Origin of the sequence: Roseovarius atlanticus (assembly GCF_001441615.1) — a bacterium.
In the GTDB taxonomy this organism is placed as follows: Bacteria; Pseudomonadota; Alphaproteobacteria; order Rhodobacterales; family Rhodobacteraceae; genus Roseovarius; species Roseovarius atlanticus.
In genome coordinates, this window is sequence record NZ_LAXJ01000002.1 from 403,606 (window position 1) to 421,837 (window position 18,232).

Below are 18,232 nucleotides of genomic sequence, written 5' to 3' on the forward strand. Positions count from 1 at the left end.
GCCTGTCTTGTTGAAAAACGAATGCGCAAACACGCCACATCGTCCTGTTGCACGGGCGGCAAACGCATTGCCCCCAAATAAATAGACTACAAAACAATGGCTTGCCTGTTTTTGGCGAAAATTACTGTATTTCTCTGAAACTTTTCGCCAGCGCGTTCCGTCTCTTCCGTCGCGGGGGCGCAAAAAAGACAGGAAACCACAGATGCGCTTGCTTATCAGTGTTCTGACAAAATGCAGCCAAAAGGCTGAAGCACGGGTCGAAGAAGGACCGTCGCGGCTGACACGCGACGAGATCGCCAGCCTTTTCGCCGCAGAACTTAGCTACTGAGGTCGGCGACCTGCCTCTTACAGTCCTGGCGCGGCGACGGCATAGACACAAGACGCGGTCCCGTTAAGCCCCGCAACGGGCGTAGCAAAATGCGCGGCGTCCCGGCGATTGCAGGTCTTTGCCGGGCGAATGTATCGACAGTCGCATCCGCGCCCCCGGCTTCTTCTTGCCAATAATACGCCTCTCCGACGCCTGCCACCTGACACCAGCCCCGAACCTCCTGTTGCCCTCCGGACGCGGCCCCGCACAGCCCATCCCTTGCACGGCCTGCAGCGCTTGCCCCCTGCCCACAGCCCCGCTACACAAGGCAAAACCCCGCCAATCTCCCTTGCAGGCAGGAGCAGCCCCTTGCGCATTCTCATCACCAACGACGACGGCATCTCGGCCCCCGGCCTCGCCGTCCTGGAAGAGATCGCGACCGACCTTGCCGGGCCCTCGGGCGAGGTCTGGACCGTGGCCCCCGCCTTCGAGCAATCGGGCGTCGGCCACTGCATTTCCTACACCACGCCAATGATGATCAGCCAGATGGACGAGCGCCGCTTCGCCGCGCAAGGCTCGCCCGCCGACTGCGTGCTGGCCGCCGTCCACGACGTGATGAAGGACACGCCCCCCGACCTGATCCTCTCGGGCGTCAACCGCGGCAACAACGCGGCCGAGAACGCGGTCTATTCCGGCACCGTGGGTGCGGCCATGGAAGCCGCGCTTCAGGGCTATCCCGCTGTCGCGCTTAGCCAGTATTACGGCCCGCGCAACCGCGACCTCGACGACAAGTTCGAATCAAGCCGCCAGCATGGTCTTGCCACCCTGCGCACCCTGCTGGACAAGGGCGTCTGGACGCAGGACGATTACGGCATCTTCTACAACGTCAACTTCCCGCCCATCCCCGGCGCCGAGGTGCAGGGCCTCCGCGCCTGCCGCCAGGGCTTTCGCCGCGACATGGGCTTCGGCGTGCAACCCACCACTTCGCCCTCCGGCCGCCGCTTTCTCTGGGTCACCGGCGCGCCGCAGGGCGAGCCCACCGCCGACGGCACCGATGCCGACTGGAACCTCAAGGGCTATATTTCCGTCACGCCCATGCGCGCCGATCTTACCGCGCATGACGCGCTCGACGCGCTCAAGGCGATCGAATGACGCTGATGACCGACGACGCCGACGATATCGCCGAACGCAAGATGCAGTTTCTCTTCGCGCTGCGCTCGCGCGGGGTGACCGACAAGCGCGTCCTGACGGCAATGGAAAAGATCGACCGCGGCGCCTTCGTGCGCGGCCACTTCGCCACCCGCGCGTACGAGGACATGCCCCTGCCCATCACCTGCGGCCAGACCATATCGCAGCCCTCCGTCGTCGGCCTGATGACGCAGGCCCTGCGCGTCACGCCCCGCGACAAGGTGCTCGAGGTCGGCACCGGCTCGGGCTACCAGGCCGCGATCCTCAGCCAGCTTGCCCGCCGCGTCTATACCGTCGACCGGCACAAGGCGCTGGTGACCGACGCCAGCGCCATATTTCAGGCGCTGGACCTGACCAACATCACCGCCCTCACGGCGGATGGCAGCTTCGGCCTGCCCGAACAAGCCCCGTTCGACCGCATCCTCGTGACGGCCGCGGCCGAGGATCCGCCCGGGCCGCTCTTGGCGCAGTTGAAAATCGGGGGTATCATGGTGGTACCCGTGGGGCAGTCCGACGCGGTACAAAGCCTGATCCGGGTCACCCGGTCCGAGACGGGCTTCGACTATGACGAACTGCGCCCGGTGCGTTTCGTGCCCCTGCTCGAAGGCTTGGGCCGGGACTGACAGGACAGGACAGAACCAACGGCCGGGACCGCCCCGGTCACCGCTTTGATCCCCGGCCAACAAGGGGACCGAGATGAGGACAAGATCGAGATGAGCCACTTCAAGACCCCCATGCGACCCCTCGTTTGCGCCGTGGCGCTGCTGGCCGTGGCCGGATGCGACAATTTCGACATCGACATGCGCGACGGTGGCCCGGGCACCGCCGAGGCCGCGCGCAACGCCAGCGCCAGCCGGCCCACCCCCGACAGCCGCGGCATCATCTCCTATCCCAATTACCAGGTCGCCGTCGCCCGCCGCGGCGACACCCTGCAAAGCCTCGCACGGCGCATCGGCGCGGATGTGGGGGAACTCTCGCGCTACAACGGCATTCAGCCGGGCGACACCCTGCGCGACGGCGAGATCATCGCCCTGCCCGGCCGCGTCGCCGAACCCACCGGCGGGCCTCTCACGCCGCGTCCGGGCGTCGATATCGCCTCCGTGGCCGGAAACGCGATCGAGAACGCTAGCGCGGGCCGCACCAGCACCGCCAACCGCAGCCTCGACCGCGGCCAGTCCGGCGTCGAGCCTGTCCGCCACCAGGTCCAGCGCGGCGAAACCGCCTTCACCATCGCCCGGCTTTACGACGTCTCGGTGCGCAGCCTGGCCGACTGGAACGGCCTCGGCCCCGATTTCGCCGTGCGCGAGGGCCAGTACCTGCTGATCCCCGTGGCCCTGCCCAGCGCGGCACCGAACGAGGTGCAGACCACGGCGCTGGAAACCACAGTGCCGGGTCAGGGCAGCCCCACGCCCACGCCTCCCTCGGCGGCCCAGCCCCTGCCCGAGGAAAAGACCGTCGCCGCCGCTGAACCTGTCGAAAGCACTGCGGCGCCCGACCTTGGCGGCAACACCGCCAGCGCCAGCAGCAGCGCGCGCATGAGCTATCCGGTCAAGGGCGACATCATCCGCGAATACGCCAAGGGCAAGAATGACGGCATCGACATCGCCGCCCCCGCCGGCACACCCGTTCGCGCCGCCCAGGCGGGCACCGTCGCGGCCATCACCAAGGACACCAACGGCATCCCGATCATCGTGGTCAAGCACGACCAGAACCTGCTGACCGTCTATTCCAACGTCGACAAGGTAAGGGTGTCCAAAGGCGACCAGATCGCCCGCGGCGGCCAGCTTGCCTCGATCCGCACCGACGGCACCGCCGCCCTGCATTTCGAGGTGCGCGAAGGCTTCGACAGCGTCGATCCCCTGCCGTATTTGCAATAAGAGCAACCGCAGGTCGTATAACCGGTCAAGCAATAATTTCCCCGTGGTTATTGCCGCGACCGCAACACAGGCGTAGGGTGGGGTTCCACCCCACCACCGCCCACCGCAAGCTTTGGGTGCCGGCATATCGGGACAGACCGCGCATCGCCGCACCTTTGTTCCGCGCCCGCAATGATCTAATCGATACCATTGCCGTCACAGCAACAATGCGCGCGCCATCGTAGGGTGGGGTTCCACCCCACCGCCGCGAAACCTATGAAACAGACACAGCTTACAGCCCGTTTCACTGTTCCCAAAATACTCAAGAATAGCCTACAGGCTCACGCCCCGCCGCCCGGCCAGATCGGTGAAATACTGCCACGCCACCCGGCCCGACCGCGACCCGCGCGTCGCCTGCCACTCGATGGCCTCGGCCCGCAGCGTGGCGTCGTCGATCTCGATCCCGTGGGCATCGCAATAGCCCCGGATCATCGACAAATACTCGTCCTGGTCACAGGGATGAAAGCCCAGCCACAGCCCGAACCTGTCGGACAGAGACACCTTCTCTTCCGTCGCCTCGCTGGGGTTGATCGCGCTCGACCGCTCGTTCTCGATCATGTCGCGCGGCATCAGGTGGCGGCGGTTCGAGGTGGCATAGAACACAACGTTCTCGGGCCGCCCTTCGATCCCGCCATCCAGAACGGCCTTCAGCGACTTGTAATGCTGGTCATCGTGGCCAAAGCTCAGATCGTCGCAAAACAGGATGAACCGCGCGTCGCTGCCCCGCAGGATGTTCAACAGCCGCCCCACGCTCGGCAGGTCCTCGCGCTGCAACTCGACGATCTTCAGCTCATGCCCCTCGGCCCGCACGGCGGCATGGACCGCTTTCACCAGGCTCGACTTGCCCATCCCCCGCGCGCCCCACAAAAGCGCGTTGTTCGCGGGCAGCCCCTTGGCGAAATGCCGGGTATTTTCCAACAGCGTATCGCGCGACCGGTTGATCCCCACGAGAAGGTCCATGTCCACCCGGTTCACGTCCCGAACGGGGTGCAGCCGGTCGGGCTCAACATGCCACACGAACGCATCGGCAGCGTCGAAATCCGGGGCCTCGAACGGCGCCGGGTTCATCCGCTCCAGCGCGGCGGCGATCCGTTCCATAGGGTCTGCGCTCACGTCTTGCTCCGGTCGTCGTCCAGATCGTCCACGTCGCCCGCGTCATCCTCGGCATCGGCGTCGAACTCGGCGTCCATCGGGTCGACCTCGTCCGCGTCATCCTCGAACCACACGCCCTCGGCGCGCAGTTTCTCTTCGCGGGTCTTCTCCACCCGACGCACAAGGAAAATCGAAATCTCGTACAGCCCGTACACCACCGTGAACAGGATCAGCTGCGTCACCACGTCCGGCGGCGTCACCAATGCGGCCAGCACCAGGATGCCCACCATGGCGTATTTCCGCACGCCGCCCAACCCTTCGGCGCTGACCAGCCCTGCCTTGCCCATAAGCGTCAGCAGCACCGGCAACTGGAAACAGATGCCGAAGGCCATGATGAATTTCAGCGTGATATCCAGGCTCTCGTTCACCTTCCCGAAAAAGGTGATGCGGATGCCCTCGTCGGTCTCCGGCACCACGGCGCCCAGGTTGTCGGGCACCACCGGCAGGTTCGGGTCCGCCACCGTCTCGACCTCGCCTATCGCGCCGGTCAGCAGGTTGGCGAAGATCGAGCTGACATCGGCGAACCCCAAGAAGAAATTCATCGCCAGCGGCGTGACCACGAAATGCGCGAACGCCGCGCCCAACAGGAACATGATCGGCGACGCGATGATGAACGGAAGAAACGCCGCCTTTTCATTACGGTACAGCCCCGGCGCCACGAACCGCCACATCTGCGCCGCGATCACCGGAAAGGCCAGCATGAAGCCGAACACCATCGAGATGCGGAACAGGGTAAACAGGTATTCCTGCGGGCTGGTATATTGCAAAGTGGGCGACGGATCGCCCAGCGTCCGCAGCGTCGCCTCGATCGGCCCCAGCAGGAATTGCAGGATCGGCTCGGCCACGACGAAGGCCAGAACGATCCCCACGAGGAACGCCAATACCGACCGGATCAGCCGCGTGCGCAGCTCCGCCAGATGCTCGATCAGCGGGGCAGAGCTCATCTCGATGTCGTCGTCGTCAGTGGCGCTCATGCAGGTTTATCCGAGGCGGTCTTCTTGGCCGCAGGTTTCTTCGGCGCGCTCTTCTTCGGCGCCGCCTTCTTGGGCGCGGATTTCGACGCCGTCTTTTTCGCGGGCATCTTCTTGGCCGGCGCCGGCTTCGCCGCGCTGTCGGGCTTTTCCGCGGCCGGTTTCGGCGCGTCGGCCTCCGCCGCCTTGGCCTTGGCCGCCTCTTCCGCCGCCTTGCGCTCTTCGGCCATCTCGGCCGAGCGTTTCGAGATCTTGTCGACCATCGCCTTGCGGTCGTCGTCGAACTCGGCCCGTTTCGGCGTGGGGCCCGCCATGGTCTTGGCGGTGAAGCTGTCGGTCGATTTCTTGACCTCGTCCATCGCCGCGCCCATCGGGTTCGTGGCCGATTTCAAGGTCTTGGAGACCTCATTGACGCCCGCCTCGTCGGCGGCGTCATTCATCGCCCGGCTGAATTCGCGCGCCATCTGCTTGGCCTTGCCCACGAACCGTCCCACGGTCCGGAACATGCCCGGCAAATCCTTCGGCCCCACGACGATCAGCGCGACGATGCCGATCACCATCAGCTCGGTCCAGCCCAGGTCGAACATTTAAGGGGTTAAACCTTGTCTTTTTCTTTGTCGTCCTGGGGCGTGACGTCCCGGGCCGAGTCTGCCGCCTCGTTGCTGGCGTCCTCGACTTCCTTGTTCCCTTCCGCGACGCCCTTCTTGAACGAGGTGATGCCCTTGCCCACCTCACCCATCAGCGACGAGATCTTGCCGCGTCCGAAAAGGACCAGCACGACCACCGCAATCAGCAAGAGCCCCGGAAGGCCGATGTTGTTCAGCATGATATGTCTCCCTTATCCCGGCCCCGTTTCTGAGGTCCCACAGGATGTACGTCAACCGTATCTATGCGGTTGCGCCGCCGGTTGGAAGAACCAATCCGCTGCAAAACCCCGGTTTTTGCCGGGCGCAGGCAGAAAATTCGAATTTTCCGGCCCAATTTTTGCGCAAAAATTGGTGCCTACCCCGCCCGCCGCGCCGACGCGAAAACCGTGGCACATCCGACCACCAACACGACCGCGCATATGGCCAGCAATTGCTCGTACTTGTGCCACTCCGCCAGCGGCGTCGGTGCGAACACCGTGCTCCGCGCGAAATAGGCCACCGCGCCGGCCATCGCCGCCACGAAACTCACCGAATAGGCCCAGACCGGCACCCGCTGCCCCATCACCAGCCCCGCCAGCAGCACCGGCGTCAGAAAGAGGCTCGCCGTCCCACTGACCGCCACCGCATCGAACAGGCTCTGATTGCCCCAGAGTGTCAGGGCAGCCCCCGCCACCATGAAGCCCACCATCGCCACACGCCCGCCGCCCAGCGTGCGCGGCGCCAGCCCCAGTTCGTCCACCATCAGCCGCGCGGCACTGGCCAGCGCGGAATCCAGCGTCGACAGCGCACTGACCAGCAGCGACAGCAACAGCGCCACATAGACCCAGGCCGGAAACATCCCCGCCCATGTACCCAGCAGTTCGCCTTCGTACTCCGCGCCCTGCAACGCCGCCTCGATCCCGAAGAACCCGAAGCCCACGATGCACAGGAACGAGATCCAGAAGGCGTGCAGGAACGACGCGCGCGTCGTCTTCTCGTCCGCGATGAACCCGCGATCCATCATCACCGGGTCATGCGCCGGGTAGGAAAACACCTGCAACAGCGCCACCAGCAACAGCACCTGCCCGGTCCACGCCCCGCTCGTGCCCTCGGACGTCAGCACCGCGCCGAAATCGAACCCCGGCGCTGTCACCAGCGCCACGAAGGCCACGCCGAAAACCACCAAGAAAACAAGCATCTGCACCACGTCCGTGCGCAGCGCCGCGCTCAGCCCGCCCCAGGCGCTATAGGCCAGGCCCAGCCCCGCCACCAGCAGGATCGACGCCTCGCGCCCCATGCCCACCCCGGGCAGCGCCGCGGCAAAGATCAGCCCCACCACCAGCAGGTTGGCGAACACCTCCGACAACAGCCGCAAAGCGACCACGATATTGTAAAGCGTCGTACCCGTGCCGCCGAACCGCCCGCGCAGCCAGTCCTGCACCGATCCCGCACCGGCACGCCGCAACCGCCCCACGATGAAACCGCCGGTCAGGAACGAGCCATAGTAGGCCGCATAGGCCAGCACGCCCCAGATCCCGTAGAAATACCCCAGGATGGCCGAGTTCATCAGCGACCGGGCAAAGATCCACGTCGTCACCTGGCTCAGCACCAGCACCCACAGCGTCGGCGCCCGCCCGGCCACGCTTGCGCCGCCAAAGAACCCCTCGACCGTCGCGCGGCGCGGCGCCACCACGAGGCTCGCCACCAGAACGAGCCCGAAAATGACAATGATGGCAGTGGTTTGCATCGGGTCTGCTCCTCTTCGATCCAGGTCTCGAATCGTTAGCAGCGCCCCAGCGCCCGCGCCAGACTCTTTGCGCAGCCCGACGCGAACGTGATTGCCCGTGTGCGCGCCTTTTTACATCGTGGCGTTGATCGCGCCGCCGTCCAGCAGGATGTTCTGCCCCACGATAAAGCCCGCGTGCTGGCTGCACAGAAACGCACAGGTCGCGCCGAATTCCTCGGCCGTGCCATAGCGCCCGGCCGGGATCGTCGCCGCCCGCTGCGCACGCGCCTCGTCCAGGCTGATCGACTGCGCCTCACTCACGCCCTTGTCCAGCGAATCGGCCCGGTCGGTCGCATGAATTCCGGGTTGCAGGTTGTTGATATTCACACCTTTTCCCGCAACCTGCCGCGCCGTGCCCGCAACGTACCCGGTCAGCCCCGCGCGCGCCGAATTGCTCAGCCCCAGCACCGGGATCGGCGCCTTCACGCTTTGCGAGGTGATGTTCACCACCCGGCCCCAGCCGCGTTCCATCATCCCCGGCACCAGCGCCTTGATGAACGCGATGGGCGTCAGCATGTTGGCATCCAGCGCCTTGATGAAATCCTCGCGGTCCCAGTCCGTCCATTTTCCCGGCGGCGGGCCGCCTGCATTTGTCACGAGGATATCAACGCCTTGCGCGGCGCTTATCACCTTCTCTTGCCCCTCCGGCGTGGTCACGTCACAGGCCACGGTGGTCACCTCCACGCCAAAGTCGTCGCGAATGGCCTGCGCCGAGGCCTCCAGCGCCTCCGCCCCGCGGGCGTTCATCACCAGATCCACCCCTGCCTCGGCCAGCGCCCGGGCACAGCCCAGCCCCAACCCTTTCGACGACGCGCAGACCAGCGCGCGTTTACCTTTTATTCCAAGGTCCATGATAGTCTCTCCCGATCGTTTGCCCTCAGTTAGCATTTCCGCCCCTACCGGGACCAGCGAAACCCCCGCGCGCGTCGCCGTGTTGACCATATGACGCCACAATCCTAGGCTATGCCGTCCAGTCACGGCAGCGCCGGTCCACCAACGGACCGCAACAGGCAAAAGGAACATGATGACCAAGGGCCCAGATCGTCCGGCTTATGCCATCCCCGTCCTTAGGGCGGCGGATTTCACGGTCATCAACGGGGCCAACCTTGGCGATTCCATATCCTTCGCCGACGAGCTGGATCTCGACGACACCTACGACCTGCGAGTCGGCGCCCGCCTGCACCGCCTGTCGCTGGCCCCCGGCGACGGCAACGCGCTCACCGTCGTGGACGGCTCCCGCCTCGGCACGCCCGGCGCCACCGTGCATCTCGACAGTTGCCTGACGGTGATGTCCGCCAACGGCCAGACCTCCGAAATCCTGATCCTGGTCGAGGTCGACGCCGCCGGCGACGTGGCCCAGGTCTATGCCCACCCGCTGGCCCAGCTTAAACCGCGCACCGGCTACAGCCTTGTGGGCATCGATACCGTCAACGCCCGCCAGAAATTCGCCGAGGTGGCCTGCGTTTCCTTCTCCAAGGGCACCCATATCACCATGGCCTCCGGCGCCCAGACCCCGATCGAGGATCTCAAGGTCGGCGACCGCGTGCTCACCCGCGACGACGGCCCCCGGCCGGTGCGCTGGATCGGCCAGTCCACCGTACGCGCCGTGGGAGAGTTTTCTCCCATCCGCATCCGCGCGGGCGTCATGAACAACACCGGCGACCTGCTGGTCAGCCCCGATCACCGGCTGTTCGTCTACCAGCGTTCCGACGCGCTCGGCGCGGGCCGGTCCGAGGTTCTGATCCGCGCCCGCCACCTGGTGAACGGCGACACCGTGGTGCAGGAGGATGGCGGCTTCATCGACTATTACCAGCTTCTCTTCGACACCCACCAGATCATCTATGCCGAAGGCATCGCCGCCGAGACCCTGCTGGTCGACACGCGCACCCGCGCCGTCCTGCCGCAAGAGCTCAACGACGAACTGGCCCGCGCCCTGCCCGGCGGCGGCCATGCCAGGCGGACCCACCTCGAATTCGAGGTGAACGAGGGCGAGATCCGGCCCGACATGGCCAAACTGCTCAAGGCCGCCTCGACGCGCTAGGCTGCCTCACACCTCCGAATAGGTGTAGAAGAACTCCTCGCGCACGATCTTGCCGTCCGCCACGGTGTAGACGCCGACCTCTTCCATGTCCGACACCTTGCCGGTCTCCGTCTCCTTGACCTTCGAGCGGAAGATCACCGCGAAGCGGTCGTCGCCATGCCACATCGGCCCGGTCACCTCGGCCTCCAGCATTTCCATCGCGCCTTCCCACCACTCGTGCTTGGCCCGGATCCCGTCCAGCCCGTGGGTCTCGCGGCCCTGCCCCATGTCGACGGCTTCCACCGACACTGCGTCGGCGGCGTAAAGCCGCTCCAGGTTTTCCTTCGCCCGGCCCTCGCGGCATCCGGCCACCAGTTCTGTCCCAACCTGCATCATGTCCATCTCTAGAATCTCCCATATGTGTGTTCTCGTAATGTTCCGATACTGCCACGACGGACCTGCCCGGTCCACTGGCGTCTCGGTCCCTATGCCGCCTCTGGCCACATCCTGACAGCATCACCTTGGCACACCAAAATGACACCGACGCGATGCCACTCGGATACCGACGCGATACCGACGCCCGAATCTTGCACCTGCCCCGCGCCGCCTCTATAGCGTCGCTCATGTTGGATACCGTCCCAAATCGCCCCGATCTGCCGCCCGAAATCGCCCGGCGGCGCACCTTTGCCATCATCAGCCACCCCGATGCCGGCAAGACCACCCTGACCGAGAAGTTCCTGCTTTACGGCGGCGCCATCCAGATGGCCGGCCAGGTCCGCGCCAAGGGCGAGGCGCGGCGCACCCGCTCGGACTACATGCAGATGGAAAAGGACCGGGGCATTTCCGTCTCCGCCTCCGCAATGTCGTTCGATTTCAACGACTTCCGCTTCAACCTCGTTGACACGCCCGGCCACTCGGACTTCTCCGAGGATACCTATCGTACCCTCACCGCGGTCGACGCCGCCGTCATGGTGATCGACGGCGCAAAAGGCGTGGAAAGCCAGACGCAGAAACTCTTCGAGGTCTGCCGCCTGCGCGACCTGCCGATCCTGACCTTCTGCAACAAGATGGACCGCGAAAGCCGCGACACCTTTGAAATAATTGACGAAATACAGGAAATGCTGGCGATCGACGTCACGCCCGCCTCCTGGCCCATCGGCGTCGGGCGCGATTTCATCGGCTGCTACGACATGCTGCGCAACCGCCTGGAACTGATGGACCGCGCCGACCGCAACAAGGTGGCCGAAAGCATCAAGATCGACGGTCTGGATGATCCCAAGCTGGCCGATCACGTCCCCGCCAACCTCATCGAGAAACTGCGCGAAGACGTCGAGATGGCGCGCGAACTCCTGCCCGATCTCAACCCCCAATCGGTGCTCGAGGGCCACATGACCCCGATCTGGTTCGGCTCCGCCATCAACTCCTTCGGCGTCAAGGAACTGATGGACGGCATCGGCACCTACGGGCCGGAACCGCAGCCGCAATCCGCCGAGCCGCGCCAGATTTCACCCGAGGAATCAAAGGTTTCCGGCTTTGTATTCAAGGTGCAGGCCAACATGGACCCCAAGCACCGCGACCGCGTCGCCTTCGTGCGCATGGCGTCCGGGCACTTCAAGCGCGGCATGAAGCTGACCCATGTGCGCTCCAAGAAGCCCATGACGGTCTCCGCCCCCGTGCTCTTTCTCGCCTCCGACCGCGAACTCGCCGAAGAGGCCTGGGCCGGCGACATCATCGGCATCCCCAACCACGGCCAGCTGCGCATCGGCGACACCCTGACCGAGGGCGAGAGCTTACGCGTCACCGGGATCCCCTCCTTCGCGCCGGAACTCTTGCAAAACTGCCGCGCGGGCGACCCGATGAAGGCCAAGCACCTGGAAAAGGCCCTGATGCAATTCGCCGAGGAGGGTGCCGCCAAGGTGTTCAAGCCCACCATGGGCGCGGGCTTCATCGTCGGCGTCGTGGGCCAGCTGCAATTCGAGGTTCTGGGCAGCCGGATCGAGCTGGAATACGGCCTGCCGGTCCGCTTCGAGCCGTCGCAATTCACCTCCGCCCGCTGGGTCCACGGGCCGAAAGAGGCGGTCGAGAAATTCACCAATGCCAACAAGCAGCACATCGCCCTCGATAACGACGGCGACACGGTGTACCTCACCCGCCTGCAATGGGACATCGACCGGGTCGAGCGGGATTACCCCGAGATCAAATTGTCAGCCACCAAGGAAATGATGGTGTGACCCTCCAGAACCGCGTCCTGCCCACGGGCGAGATCGCGGCCACGCCGGAACGCGGCACCCTCATGGGCAATCGCGGCATCCTGCATGACGACGATCGGCAGCTGGGCAAGGCCCGCTGGCGCCACCCGCACTGGGTCACCTGCCTGCTAGACTTCAAAGGCCGCCGCCGCGCCCTCATGCAGCCGCGCAACTACACCGAGCTCTTTTTCCTCGACGAACCCACCGCGCTTGCCGCCGGACACCGCCCCTGCGGCGAATGCCGCCGCCCGGATTTCAAGCGCTTCGTCACGCTGTTCCACGCCGCCAACGGCACCGCGACGCTGGCCGAGATCGACCGCCTGATGCACCGCGACCGCGTCACCCGCACGCGCCGGCAGGTCCGCCACACGGCAGCCCTCGAAACGCTGCCCGATGGCGCCTTCATCCTGCACGACGACGCGCCGCACCTCGTTTGGGGCAACCGCCTCCTGCGCTACACTCCCGGCGGCTACACCGCCACCCTGCCCCGCAGCACGCGGCTCGCGACGGTGCTCACCCCGGCCTCGACCGTCGCCACGCTGGCCGCCGGGTACCGGCCCGCGCCGCCCCCCTCGGCCACACAACAGCACCCGTGATCTTCTCCTGGCCGCAAATATCCCCGCCGGAGGCACCGACCTCTTGCGCGAAACCCGCCCCTGTCTCATGCTCCATCCATGAGCAGTGACCCCACATGGGGCGTCGTCGCCACCATCAAGGCGCCCGCCCAGGACATCCTGAATTTCGCCGCCCACTACCTCGACCTGGGCGCGCACCGCGTCTTCGTCTACCTGGACGAGGACGCTCCCGACGCCCGCTCCGCGCTCAAACGCCACCCCAAGTGCCGCGTCATCCTGACTGACGAGAATTACTGGAAACGCCGCCGCCGCGCCAAGGGGCGGCCCGGCGGTCATCAGCACCGCCAGGTGCTGAACGCCACCCATTGCTATTCACGCGACCCGCAGGTCGACTGGCTGTTTCACACCGATGTGGACGAATTCCTGCAACCGCTCGCGCCGTTGACGGCGCAATTGGCCGCGATCCCGCCCGGGGTCCTCTCGGCCCGCGTGCGCCCGATCGAGGCGATGCAACCCGACCCCGCCGACCCGCCGACCCCCGGCCAGATCTGGTGCAAGGGTTTCGACCCGATGCTCGGCATCCGCCGCGAACAGACCGCCGCGCTCTACCCGCGCTACGGTGAACACCTCAATGGCGGCTTTCTCAGCCATGTCGCCGGCAAGGTCTTCGTGCGCACCGGCCAGCCCGATATCACCCTCCGGATCCACAGCGCCTTTGTCGGCAAGACCCGCGATTCCAACCCGTTCGACCTGTTCGATTGCCAGCTCGTGCACCTGCACGCCCCCAGCTGGGACGACTGGCAGGCCCGGTTCCGCTACCGGCTCAACCACGGCTCCTACCGGCCCGACCTCGACGCCAATGCCAAGCATTCCAAAACCGCGCTCACCATGCATCAGCTCTTTTCCCTGCTGGAATCCGAAGGCGGCGAGGACGCCCTGCGCGCCTTTTATGACGAGGTCTGCGTTGCCACGCCGGACCTGCGCGACCGTCTCGACGCACTCGGCCACCTGCACGCCGTCACCCTCGATCTCGAGGCAACCCGCGCCCGCCATTTCCCGAATTTTGCCTGATCGCCCTTGATTGTTACCGCAACGCACACAATTCACACGTTATACACACTTTGTCCGTCCCGTGGCGTCGCACATTGACCAACGCCCGCCCTTGGGATAGTGGGAGTGAACCAAGGCCCTGCACGCATGGGCCAATTCGAGATGGCGGGCCAGAATCGTGTCCGCAAACCTGTGGACATGCATGACAAAATTTTCTGACCTGAACCTCAACCCCAAGGTTCTGAAAGCCGTCGAAGAAGCCGGCTACGAGACCCCCACCCCCATCCAGGCGGGCGCCATACCCCCCGCCCTCGACGGCCGCGACGTCTTGGGCATCGCCCAGACCGGCACCGGCAAGACGGCGGGCTTCACCCTGCCCATGCTGTCGCTGCTGGCCCGCGGCCGCGCCCGCGCCCGGATGCCGCGCAGCCTGGTGCTTTGCCCCACGCGCGAACTTGCGGCCCAAGTGGCCGAGAATTTCGACACCTATTCCAAGTACCTGAAACTGACCAAGGCGCTGCTGATCGGCGGTGTCAGCTTCAAGGAACAGGAACAGATCATCGACAAGGGCGTCGACGTCCTGATCGCCACGCCCGGCCGCCTGCTCGACCATTTCGAGCGCGGCAAGCTGATTCTCAGCGACGTGAAGGTGATGGTCGTGGACGAGGCCGACCGCATGCTCGACATGGGCTTCATTCCCGATATCGAGCGCATCTTCGGCCTCACGCCCTTCACCCGCCAGACGCTGTTTTTCTCCGCCACCATGGCGCCCGAGATCGAGCGGATCACCAACACCTTCCTCTCCAGCCCCGAACGCATCGAGGTCGCCCGGCAGGCCACCGCGTCCGAGACGATCGAACAGGGCGTGGCGATGTTCAAACCCTCCCGTCGCGACCGCGCCGACAGCGAAAAGCGCAAGCTGCTGCGCGCGCTCATCGACGCCGAGGGCGACAAGCTGACCAACGCGATCATCTTCTGCAATCGCAAGACCGACGTGGATATCGTCGCCAAGTCGCTCAAAAAATACGGCTATGACGCGGCCCCCATCCATGGCGACCTGGATCAAAGCCAGCGCACGCGCACGCTCGACGGCTTCCGCGCGGGCTCCTTGCGCATCCTGGTGGCCTCCGACGTGGCCGCCCGCGGCCTCGACGTGCCGTCGGTCAGCCATGTCTTCAATTTCGACGTCCCGGGCCACCCCGAGGATTACGTCCACCGCATCGGCCGCACCGGCCGCGCCGGGCGCGACGGCAAGGCGATCACGCTCTGCAATCCGCGCGACGAAAAGGCCCTCAGCGCGGTCGAGAACCTGATCCAGAAAGAGATCCCCAAGCTGGACAATCCCGACGGCTACGACGCGCCCAAGGCCGACGCCGGCGATGCACCCTCCGAGGACGCACCGAAAAAGCCGCGCCGCTCGCGCAGCCGCCGCAAGTCCGACGACACGCCCGATAGGCAAGACACGGCAGCGGATAAACCCGAAGACACCAAGCCCGAGGCACAGTCCGACGCCAAGCCCGACGCCAAACCCGAGGACACGCCGCAGGACGCGCGCAAATCCTCCTCACGCGGCCGCGGCGGCGGTCAAAAGCAGGACAGCAAGGACAAGTCCGGCCCGGTGGGCATGGGCGACCACCTGCCCAGCTTCATCGCCAAAAGCTTCGACGAGCGCATGGTCTCCTGAGACCCTGCGCCACCTCCCTTCGCCCGTACCCGTCTCCGGCTTTACGTCCCCTCCGCGTAGGGTGGGTTTCCAACCCACCACGCCCCCGCGCGCTGCACATCACGTAGGGTGGGTTTCCAACCCCCCATGCTCCCATCGCTCTTATTGTTCGCGTTGGGTGGGCTTCCAACCCACCCGAACACACCCACCCTCGACACCCGCGTAGGGTGGGCGAAAGCCCACGCGCACCCCGACGCCGCGCGCTACGACAACCGACTGATGATCACCGTCACCTCGGGCTTTTTCCCGATCTCGCCAAGCGCGCTCTGCCGCGCCACCTTGCGCAACCCGTCCTCCAGCGCATCGTCATCGCCCAACGTCTTGGACTTGGCGCGCCCCATGAACTGGCTCAGATCCTCTTCCAGAACATCGACCAGCGGCGCGCGGCTCACGCCCGTCTCGGCCAGTCCCATGATCTCGCACCAGGGCTCGCCCAGCGGCTCGTCGCTCTCATCGAGGATCACGTTGATCGTCACATGCCCGTTCAGCGCCATGCGGATCCGGTCGCGCACGATGCCGTCGAGCGCCCCGATCTTCACCGACCCGTCCAGATAGGTCCGCCCGGTCTCGACATACTCGGCCACCTCCGCGCGGTTGCCCGAAAGGTCGATCATCGTGCCGTTGGGCGCCATCACCCCGTGCAGCTTGCTTTCCCCCGCCAGCTTCACATGCTCGCGCAGATGCCGGTGCTCGCCATGCATCGGGATCACGAATTGCGGCTGGACGATCTGGTGCAGCTTCTTCAGATCGGGCCGGTTGGCGTGCCCCGACACGTGGTAAAGCCCGCTGCTGTCATCCACCACGTCCACGCCCTGTTCGCTGAACTGGTTGATGATGCGGATGACGCCACGCTCGTTGCCCGGAATGGTCTTCGATGAAAACAGGAACGTATCCCCGGGCTTCAGCTCGATCCCGTTATACTTGCCCTGCGCCAGCTGCGCGCTGGCCGCGCGCCGCTCGCCCTGGCTGCCGGTGACGATCAGCATCACGTTCTCGCGCGGGATCTCTCGCACCTCCTCGGGGCTGATGGTGCGCGGGAAATCCGTCAGCACGCCGGTCTCGACCGACGCCTCGATCATCCGCCGCATCGCCCGGCCGAGCAGACAGATCGACCGCCCGGCCCGCTCGCCGGCCTCGGCCAGCGTCTTCACCCGGGCGACGTTGCTGGCAAACGTGGTCGCCACGACCATGCCCTTGCACCCCGCCACCAGCTTCTCGATCTCGGGGCCCACGGTGCTCTCGCTACGGCCCTCATGGGCGTTGAACACGTTGGTCGAATCACAGACCAGCGCCTTCACCCCCGGCTTGGCGATCTCGGCCCACATATCCTCGTCGAACGCCTCGCCGACGACCGGAGTCTTGTCGATCTTGAAATCGCCCGAATGCACGATCCGCCCCGCGGGCGTGTCGATCACCAGCCCCGAACTTTCCGGAATCGAATGCGAGATCGGCGCGAAGCCCACGGTAAACGGTCCGGCTTCGGTCGTCTCGGGCCAGGGCGACACGGTCTGCACCGCCTTCTCGGGGTGGCCATGCTCGTCCATCTTGCGGCGCGCGATATTGGCGGTGAAGGCCCGCGCATAGATCGGCGCGCCCAACTGGTCATAGTAATGCGCCACCGCGCCCACATGGTCCTCGTGCGCGTGGGTGATGAACACCGCCTCCAACTGGTCCCGCCGCTCTTCGAGCCAGGCTATATCCGGGAAAATCAGGTCCACCCCCGGCGTGCCGTCCATGTCCGGGAACGTCACGCCCAGATCCACAAGGATATATCGCTCCTTGCCCGGCGCGCCGTATCCATAGACATAGGCGTTCATGCCAATTTCCCCCGCCCCGCCAAGGGCAAGGTACGTCAATCTTTCACTGCTCATCCCCGATCAGCCTTTCTTGTTATGGGCATGGATCACGGTCAGTCCATGCATCGTCAGATCTTCTCTAATTTCGTCAAACAGCAGGTCACCCTGCGCGAAGAGCGGCGCAAGGCCGCCCGTGCCGATGATCTTCATCGGCGTCTCGTACTCGGCCCGGATGCGGTCGCACACCCCGTTGACCAATCCCACGTACCCCCAGAACACGCCGGACTGCATACAGTCCACCGTGTTGGTGCCGATCACCTTCTGCGGTTTGGTCACGTCGATATGAGGTAAGGCCGCCGCCGCCATGTGCAAGGCCTCGAGGCTCAGGTTGACGCCCGGCGAAATCACGCCCCCCACATAGGCCCCGTCATCCGCCACCACGTCGAAGGTCGTCGCCGTGCCGAAATCCACCACGATCAGGTTGCCGCCATAAAGGTCATAGGCCCCGGCCGCATTCACCAGCCGGTCCGGCCCCACCTGCGTGCCCTCGTCCACCCGCGGCTGGCGCGGCAGCGCGCATTCCGGCTTGCCCACCACGATGGGCCGGCAGCCAAAGAATCGGTCGGCAAAGACGCGCAAATTGAACACCACCCGCGGCACCGTGGACGAGATGATGACATCGGTGATATCGAGGTCGATCTCGTAATGCTTCACCAGCGTCGAGAACCAGGTGAAATAGGCATCCGCCGTCCGCGCATGGTGGGTCGAGGTGCGCAGGGTGCACAGAAACTTCGACCCGTCCCAGATCGCGAAAACCGTGTTGGTGTTGCCGCAGTCGATCGCCAGAAGCATCTTGGCGCTCCCCTCGTTGTC

General features: G+C 65.3%; 18 protein-coding genes. 9 read left to right on the top strand and 9 right to left on the bottom strand.

The genetic code is table 11. The annotated features are described in order from the left end of the window. Nucleotides 1-202: 202 nt before the first annotated feature. From XM53_RS23885 to XM53_RS02275, 4 genes are all read left to right on the top strand, one after another. A complete protein-coding gene (locus XM53_RS23885) occupies nucleotides 203-328 on the top strand; it encodes a hypothetical protein (protein ID WP_268873913.1) in 126 nt (41 codons plus the stop codon). Between the two features lie 348 nt (nucleotides 329-676). Further along, nucleotides 677-1,459, top strand: coding sequence for a 5'/3'-nucleotidase SurE (surE, locus tag XM53_RS02265; protein ID WP_057789832.1), 783 nt, complete (start codon nucleotides 677-679; stop codon nucleotides 1,457-1,459). A 5-nt stretch (nucleotides 1,460-1,464) separates the two neighbouring features. Next, nucleotides 1,465-2,118 (top strand): protein-L-isoaspartate(D-aspartate) O-methyltransferase, encoded by a 654-nt coding sequence (locus XM53_RS02270; RefSeq protein ID WP_057790311.1) that lies wholly within the window; start codon nucleotides 1,465-1,467, stop codon nucleotides 2,116-2,118. A gap of 90 nt (nucleotides 2,119-2,208) precedes the next feature. Next, a complete protein-coding gene (locus XM53_RS02275) occupies nucleotides 2,209-3,372 on the top strand; it encodes a peptidoglycan DD-metalloendopeptidase family protein (protein ID WP_057789834.1) in 1,164 nt (387 codons plus the stop codon). Between the two features lie 312 nt (nucleotides 3,373-3,684). Here the strand turns inward: XM53_RS02275 and XM53_RS02280 are convergent, their stop codons facing one another. The 6 genes from XM53_RS02280 to XM53_RS02305 all read right to left on the bottom strand — a co-directional run bounded on the left by XM53_RS02280 (nucleotide 3,685) and on the right by XM53_RS02305 (nucleotide 8,798). Further along, a complete protein-coding gene (locus tag XM53_RS02280) occupies nucleotides 3,685-4,509 on the bottom strand; it encodes an ATP-binding protein (RefSeq protein ID WP_082630683.1) in 825 nt (274 codons plus the stop codon). 11 nt (nucleotides 4,510-4,520) lie between these two features. Continuing rightward, nucleotides 4,521-5,537, bottom strand: coding sequence for a twin-arginine translocase subunit TatC (gene tatC, locus XM53_RS02285; protein ID WP_057789838.1), 1,017 nt, complete (start codon nucleotides 5,535-5,537; stop codon nucleotides 4,521-4,523). Further along, nucleotides 5,534-6,121, bottom strand: coding sequence for a Sec-independent protein translocase protein TatB (gene tatB / locus XM53_RS02290; protein WP_057789840.1), 588 nt, complete (start codon nucleotides 6,119-6,121; stop codon nucleotides 5,534-5,536). The genes tatC and tatB overlap by 4 nt, the downstream gene beginning before the upstream one ends. Before the next feature lie 8 nt (nucleotides 6,122-6,129). Continuing rightward, complete coding sequence (locus XM53_RS02295; protein WP_057789842.1) at nucleotides 6,130-6,360, bottom strand: twin-arginine translocase TatA/TatE family subunit; 231 nt, start codon at nucleotides 6,358-6,360, stop codon at nucleotides 6,130-6,132. Nucleotides 6,361-6,536: 176 nt separating this feature from the next. Then, entirely contained in the window at nucleotides 6,537-7,907 is a 1,371-nt protein-coding gene (locus XM53_RS02300) for a sodium:solute symporter family transporter (protein ID WP_057789844.1), read from the bottom strand. A gap of 111 nt (nucleotides 7,908-8,018) precedes the next feature. Next, the gene (locus tag XM53_RS02305; RefSeq protein WP_057789845.1) at nucleotides 8,019-8,798 is read right to left on the bottom strand and encodes an SDR family oxidoreductase; all 780 of its coding nucleotides are present in this window, start codon (nucleotides 8,796-8,798) and stop codon (nucleotides 8,019-8,021) included. Between the two features lie 172 nt (nucleotides 8,799-8,970). Between XM53_RS02305 and XM53_RS02310 the strand changes: the two genes are divergently transcribed. Then, the gene (locus tag XM53_RS02310; RefSeq protein ID WP_057790313.1) at nucleotides 8,971-9,987 is read left to right on the top strand and encodes a Hint domain-containing protein; all 1,017 of its coding nucleotides are present in this window, start codon (nucleotides 8,971-8,973) and stop codon (nucleotides 9,985-9,987) included. A 6-nt stretch (nucleotides 9,988-9,993) separates the two neighbouring features. On the opposite strand, the gene XM53_RS02315 is transcribed toward XM53_RS02310, so the two are convergent. Then, nucleotides 9,994-10,368, bottom strand: coding sequence for a nuclear transport factor 2 family protein (locus XM53_RS02315; protein ID WP_057789847.1), 375 nt, complete (start codon nucleotides 10,366-10,368; stop codon nucleotides 9,994-9,996). Between the two features lie 221 nt (nucleotides 10,369-10,589). On the opposite strand from XM53_RS02315, the gene XM53_RS02320 reads away from it, so the two are divergent. The 4 genes from XM53_RS02320 (at nucleotide 10,590) to XM53_RS02335 (ending at nucleotide 15,524) form a co-directional block, all read left to right on the top strand. After that, entirely contained in the window at nucleotides 10,590-12,197 is a 1,608-nt protein-coding gene (locus XM53_RS02320; protein ID WP_057790315.1) for a peptide chain release factor 3, read from the top strand. Further along, nucleotides 12,194-12,811 (top strand): hypothetical protein, encoded by a 618-nt coding sequence (locus tag XM53_RS02325; protein WP_057789849.1) that lies wholly within the window; start codon nucleotides 12,194-12,196, stop codon nucleotides 12,809-12,811. Before XM53_RS02320 ends, XM53_RS02325 begins: the two co-directional genes overlap by 4 nt. Nucleotides 12,812-12,889: 78 nt before the next feature. After that, nucleotides 12,890-13,861, top strand: coding sequence for a glycosyltransferase family 2 protein (locus tag XM53_RS02330; protein WP_057789851.1), 972 nt, complete (start codon nucleotides 12,890-12,892; stop codon nucleotides 13,859-13,861). Nucleotides 13,862-14,042: 181 nt separating this feature from the next. Continuing rightward, the gene (locus tag XM53_RS02335) at nucleotides 14,043-15,524 is read left to right on the top strand and encodes a DEAD/DEAH box helicase (protein WP_057789853.1); all 1,482 of its coding nucleotides are present in this window, start codon (nucleotides 14,043-14,045) and stop codon (nucleotides 15,522-15,524) included. A gap of 242 nt (nucleotides 15,525-15,766) precedes the next feature. On the opposite strand, the gene XM53_RS02340 is transcribed toward XM53_RS02335, so the two are convergent. Continuing rightward, entirely contained in the window at nucleotides 15,767-17,434 is a 1,668-nt protein-coding gene (locus XM53_RS02340) for a ribonuclease J (protein WP_057789855.1), read from the bottom strand. 6 nt (nucleotides 17,435-17,440) lie between these two features. Then, nucleotides 17,441-18,211, bottom strand: a complete 771-nt coding sequence (locus tag XM53_RS02345; RefSeq protein WP_057789857.1) for a type III pantothenate kinase — start codon at nucleotides 18,209-18,211, stop codon at nucleotides 17,441-17,443. Nucleotides 18,212-18,232: the final 21 nt, after the last annotated feature.

Bases quoted from the DNA above. Each gene is read 5' to 3' on its own strand.
- XM53_RS23885 (WP_268873913.1), top strand. From the start codon at position 203: ATGCGCTTGCTTATCAGTGTTCTGACAAAATGCAGCCAAAAGGCTGAA.
- XM53_RS02270 (WP_057790311.1), top strand. From the start codon at position 1,465: ATGACCGACGACGCCGACGATATCGCCGAACGCAAGATGCAGTTTCTC.
- XM53_RS02275 (WP_057789834.1), top strand. From the start codon at position 2,209: ATGAGCCACTTCAAGACCCCCATGCGACCCCTCGTTTGCGCCGTGGCG.
- XM53_RS02280 (WP_082630683.1), bottom strand. From the start codon at position 4,509: ATGGAACGGATCGCCGCCGCGCTGGAGCGGATGAACCCGGCGCCGTTC.
- tatC (WP_057789838.1), bottom strand. From the start codon at position 5,537: ATGAGCGCCACTGACGACGACGACATCGAGATGAGCTCTGCCCCGCTG.
- tatB (WP_057789840.1), bottom strand. From the start codon at position 6,121: ATGTTCGACCTGGGCTGGACCGAGCTGATGGTGATCGGCATCGTCGCG.
- XM53_RS02295 (WP_057789842.1), bottom strand. From the start codon at position 6,360: ATGCTGAACAACATCGGCCTTCCGGGGCTCTTGCTGATTGCGGTGGTC.
- XM53_RS02300 (WP_057789844.1), bottom strand. From the start codon at position 7,907: ATGCAAACCACTGCCATCATTGTCATTTTCGGGCTCGTTCTGGTGGCG.
- XM53_RS02305 (WP_057789845.1), bottom strand. From the start codon at position 8,798: ATGGACCTTGGAATAAAAGGTAAACGCGCGCTGGTCTGCGCGTCGTCG.
- XM53_RS02310 (WP_057790313.1), top strand. From the start codon at position 8,971: ATGACCAAGGGCCCAGATCGTCCGGCTTATGCCATCCCCGTCCTTAGG.
- XM53_RS02315 (WP_057789847.1), bottom strand. From the start codon at position 10,368: ATGGACATGATGCAGGTTGGGACAGAACTGGTGGCCGGATGCCGCGAG.
- XM53_RS02320 (WP_057790315.1), top strand. From the start codon at position 10,590: ATGTTGGATACCGTCCCAAATCGCCCCGATCTGCCGCCCGAAATCGCC.
- XM53_RS02330 (WP_057789851.1), top strand. From the start codon at position 12,890: ATGAGCAGTGACCCCACATGGGGCGTCGTCGCCACCATCAAGGCGCCC.
- XM53_RS02335 (WP_057789853.1), top strand. From the start codon at position 14,043: ATGACAAAATTTTCTGACCTGAACCTCAACCCCAAGGTTCTGAAAGCC.
- XM53_RS02340 (WP_057789855.1), bottom strand. From the start codon at position 17,434: ATGAGCAGTGAAAGATTGACGTACCTTGCCCTTGGCGGGGCGGGGGAA.
- XM53_RS02345 (WP_057789857.1), bottom strand. From the start codon at position 18,211: ATGCTTCTGGCGATCGACTGCGGCAACACCAACACGGTTTTCGCGATC.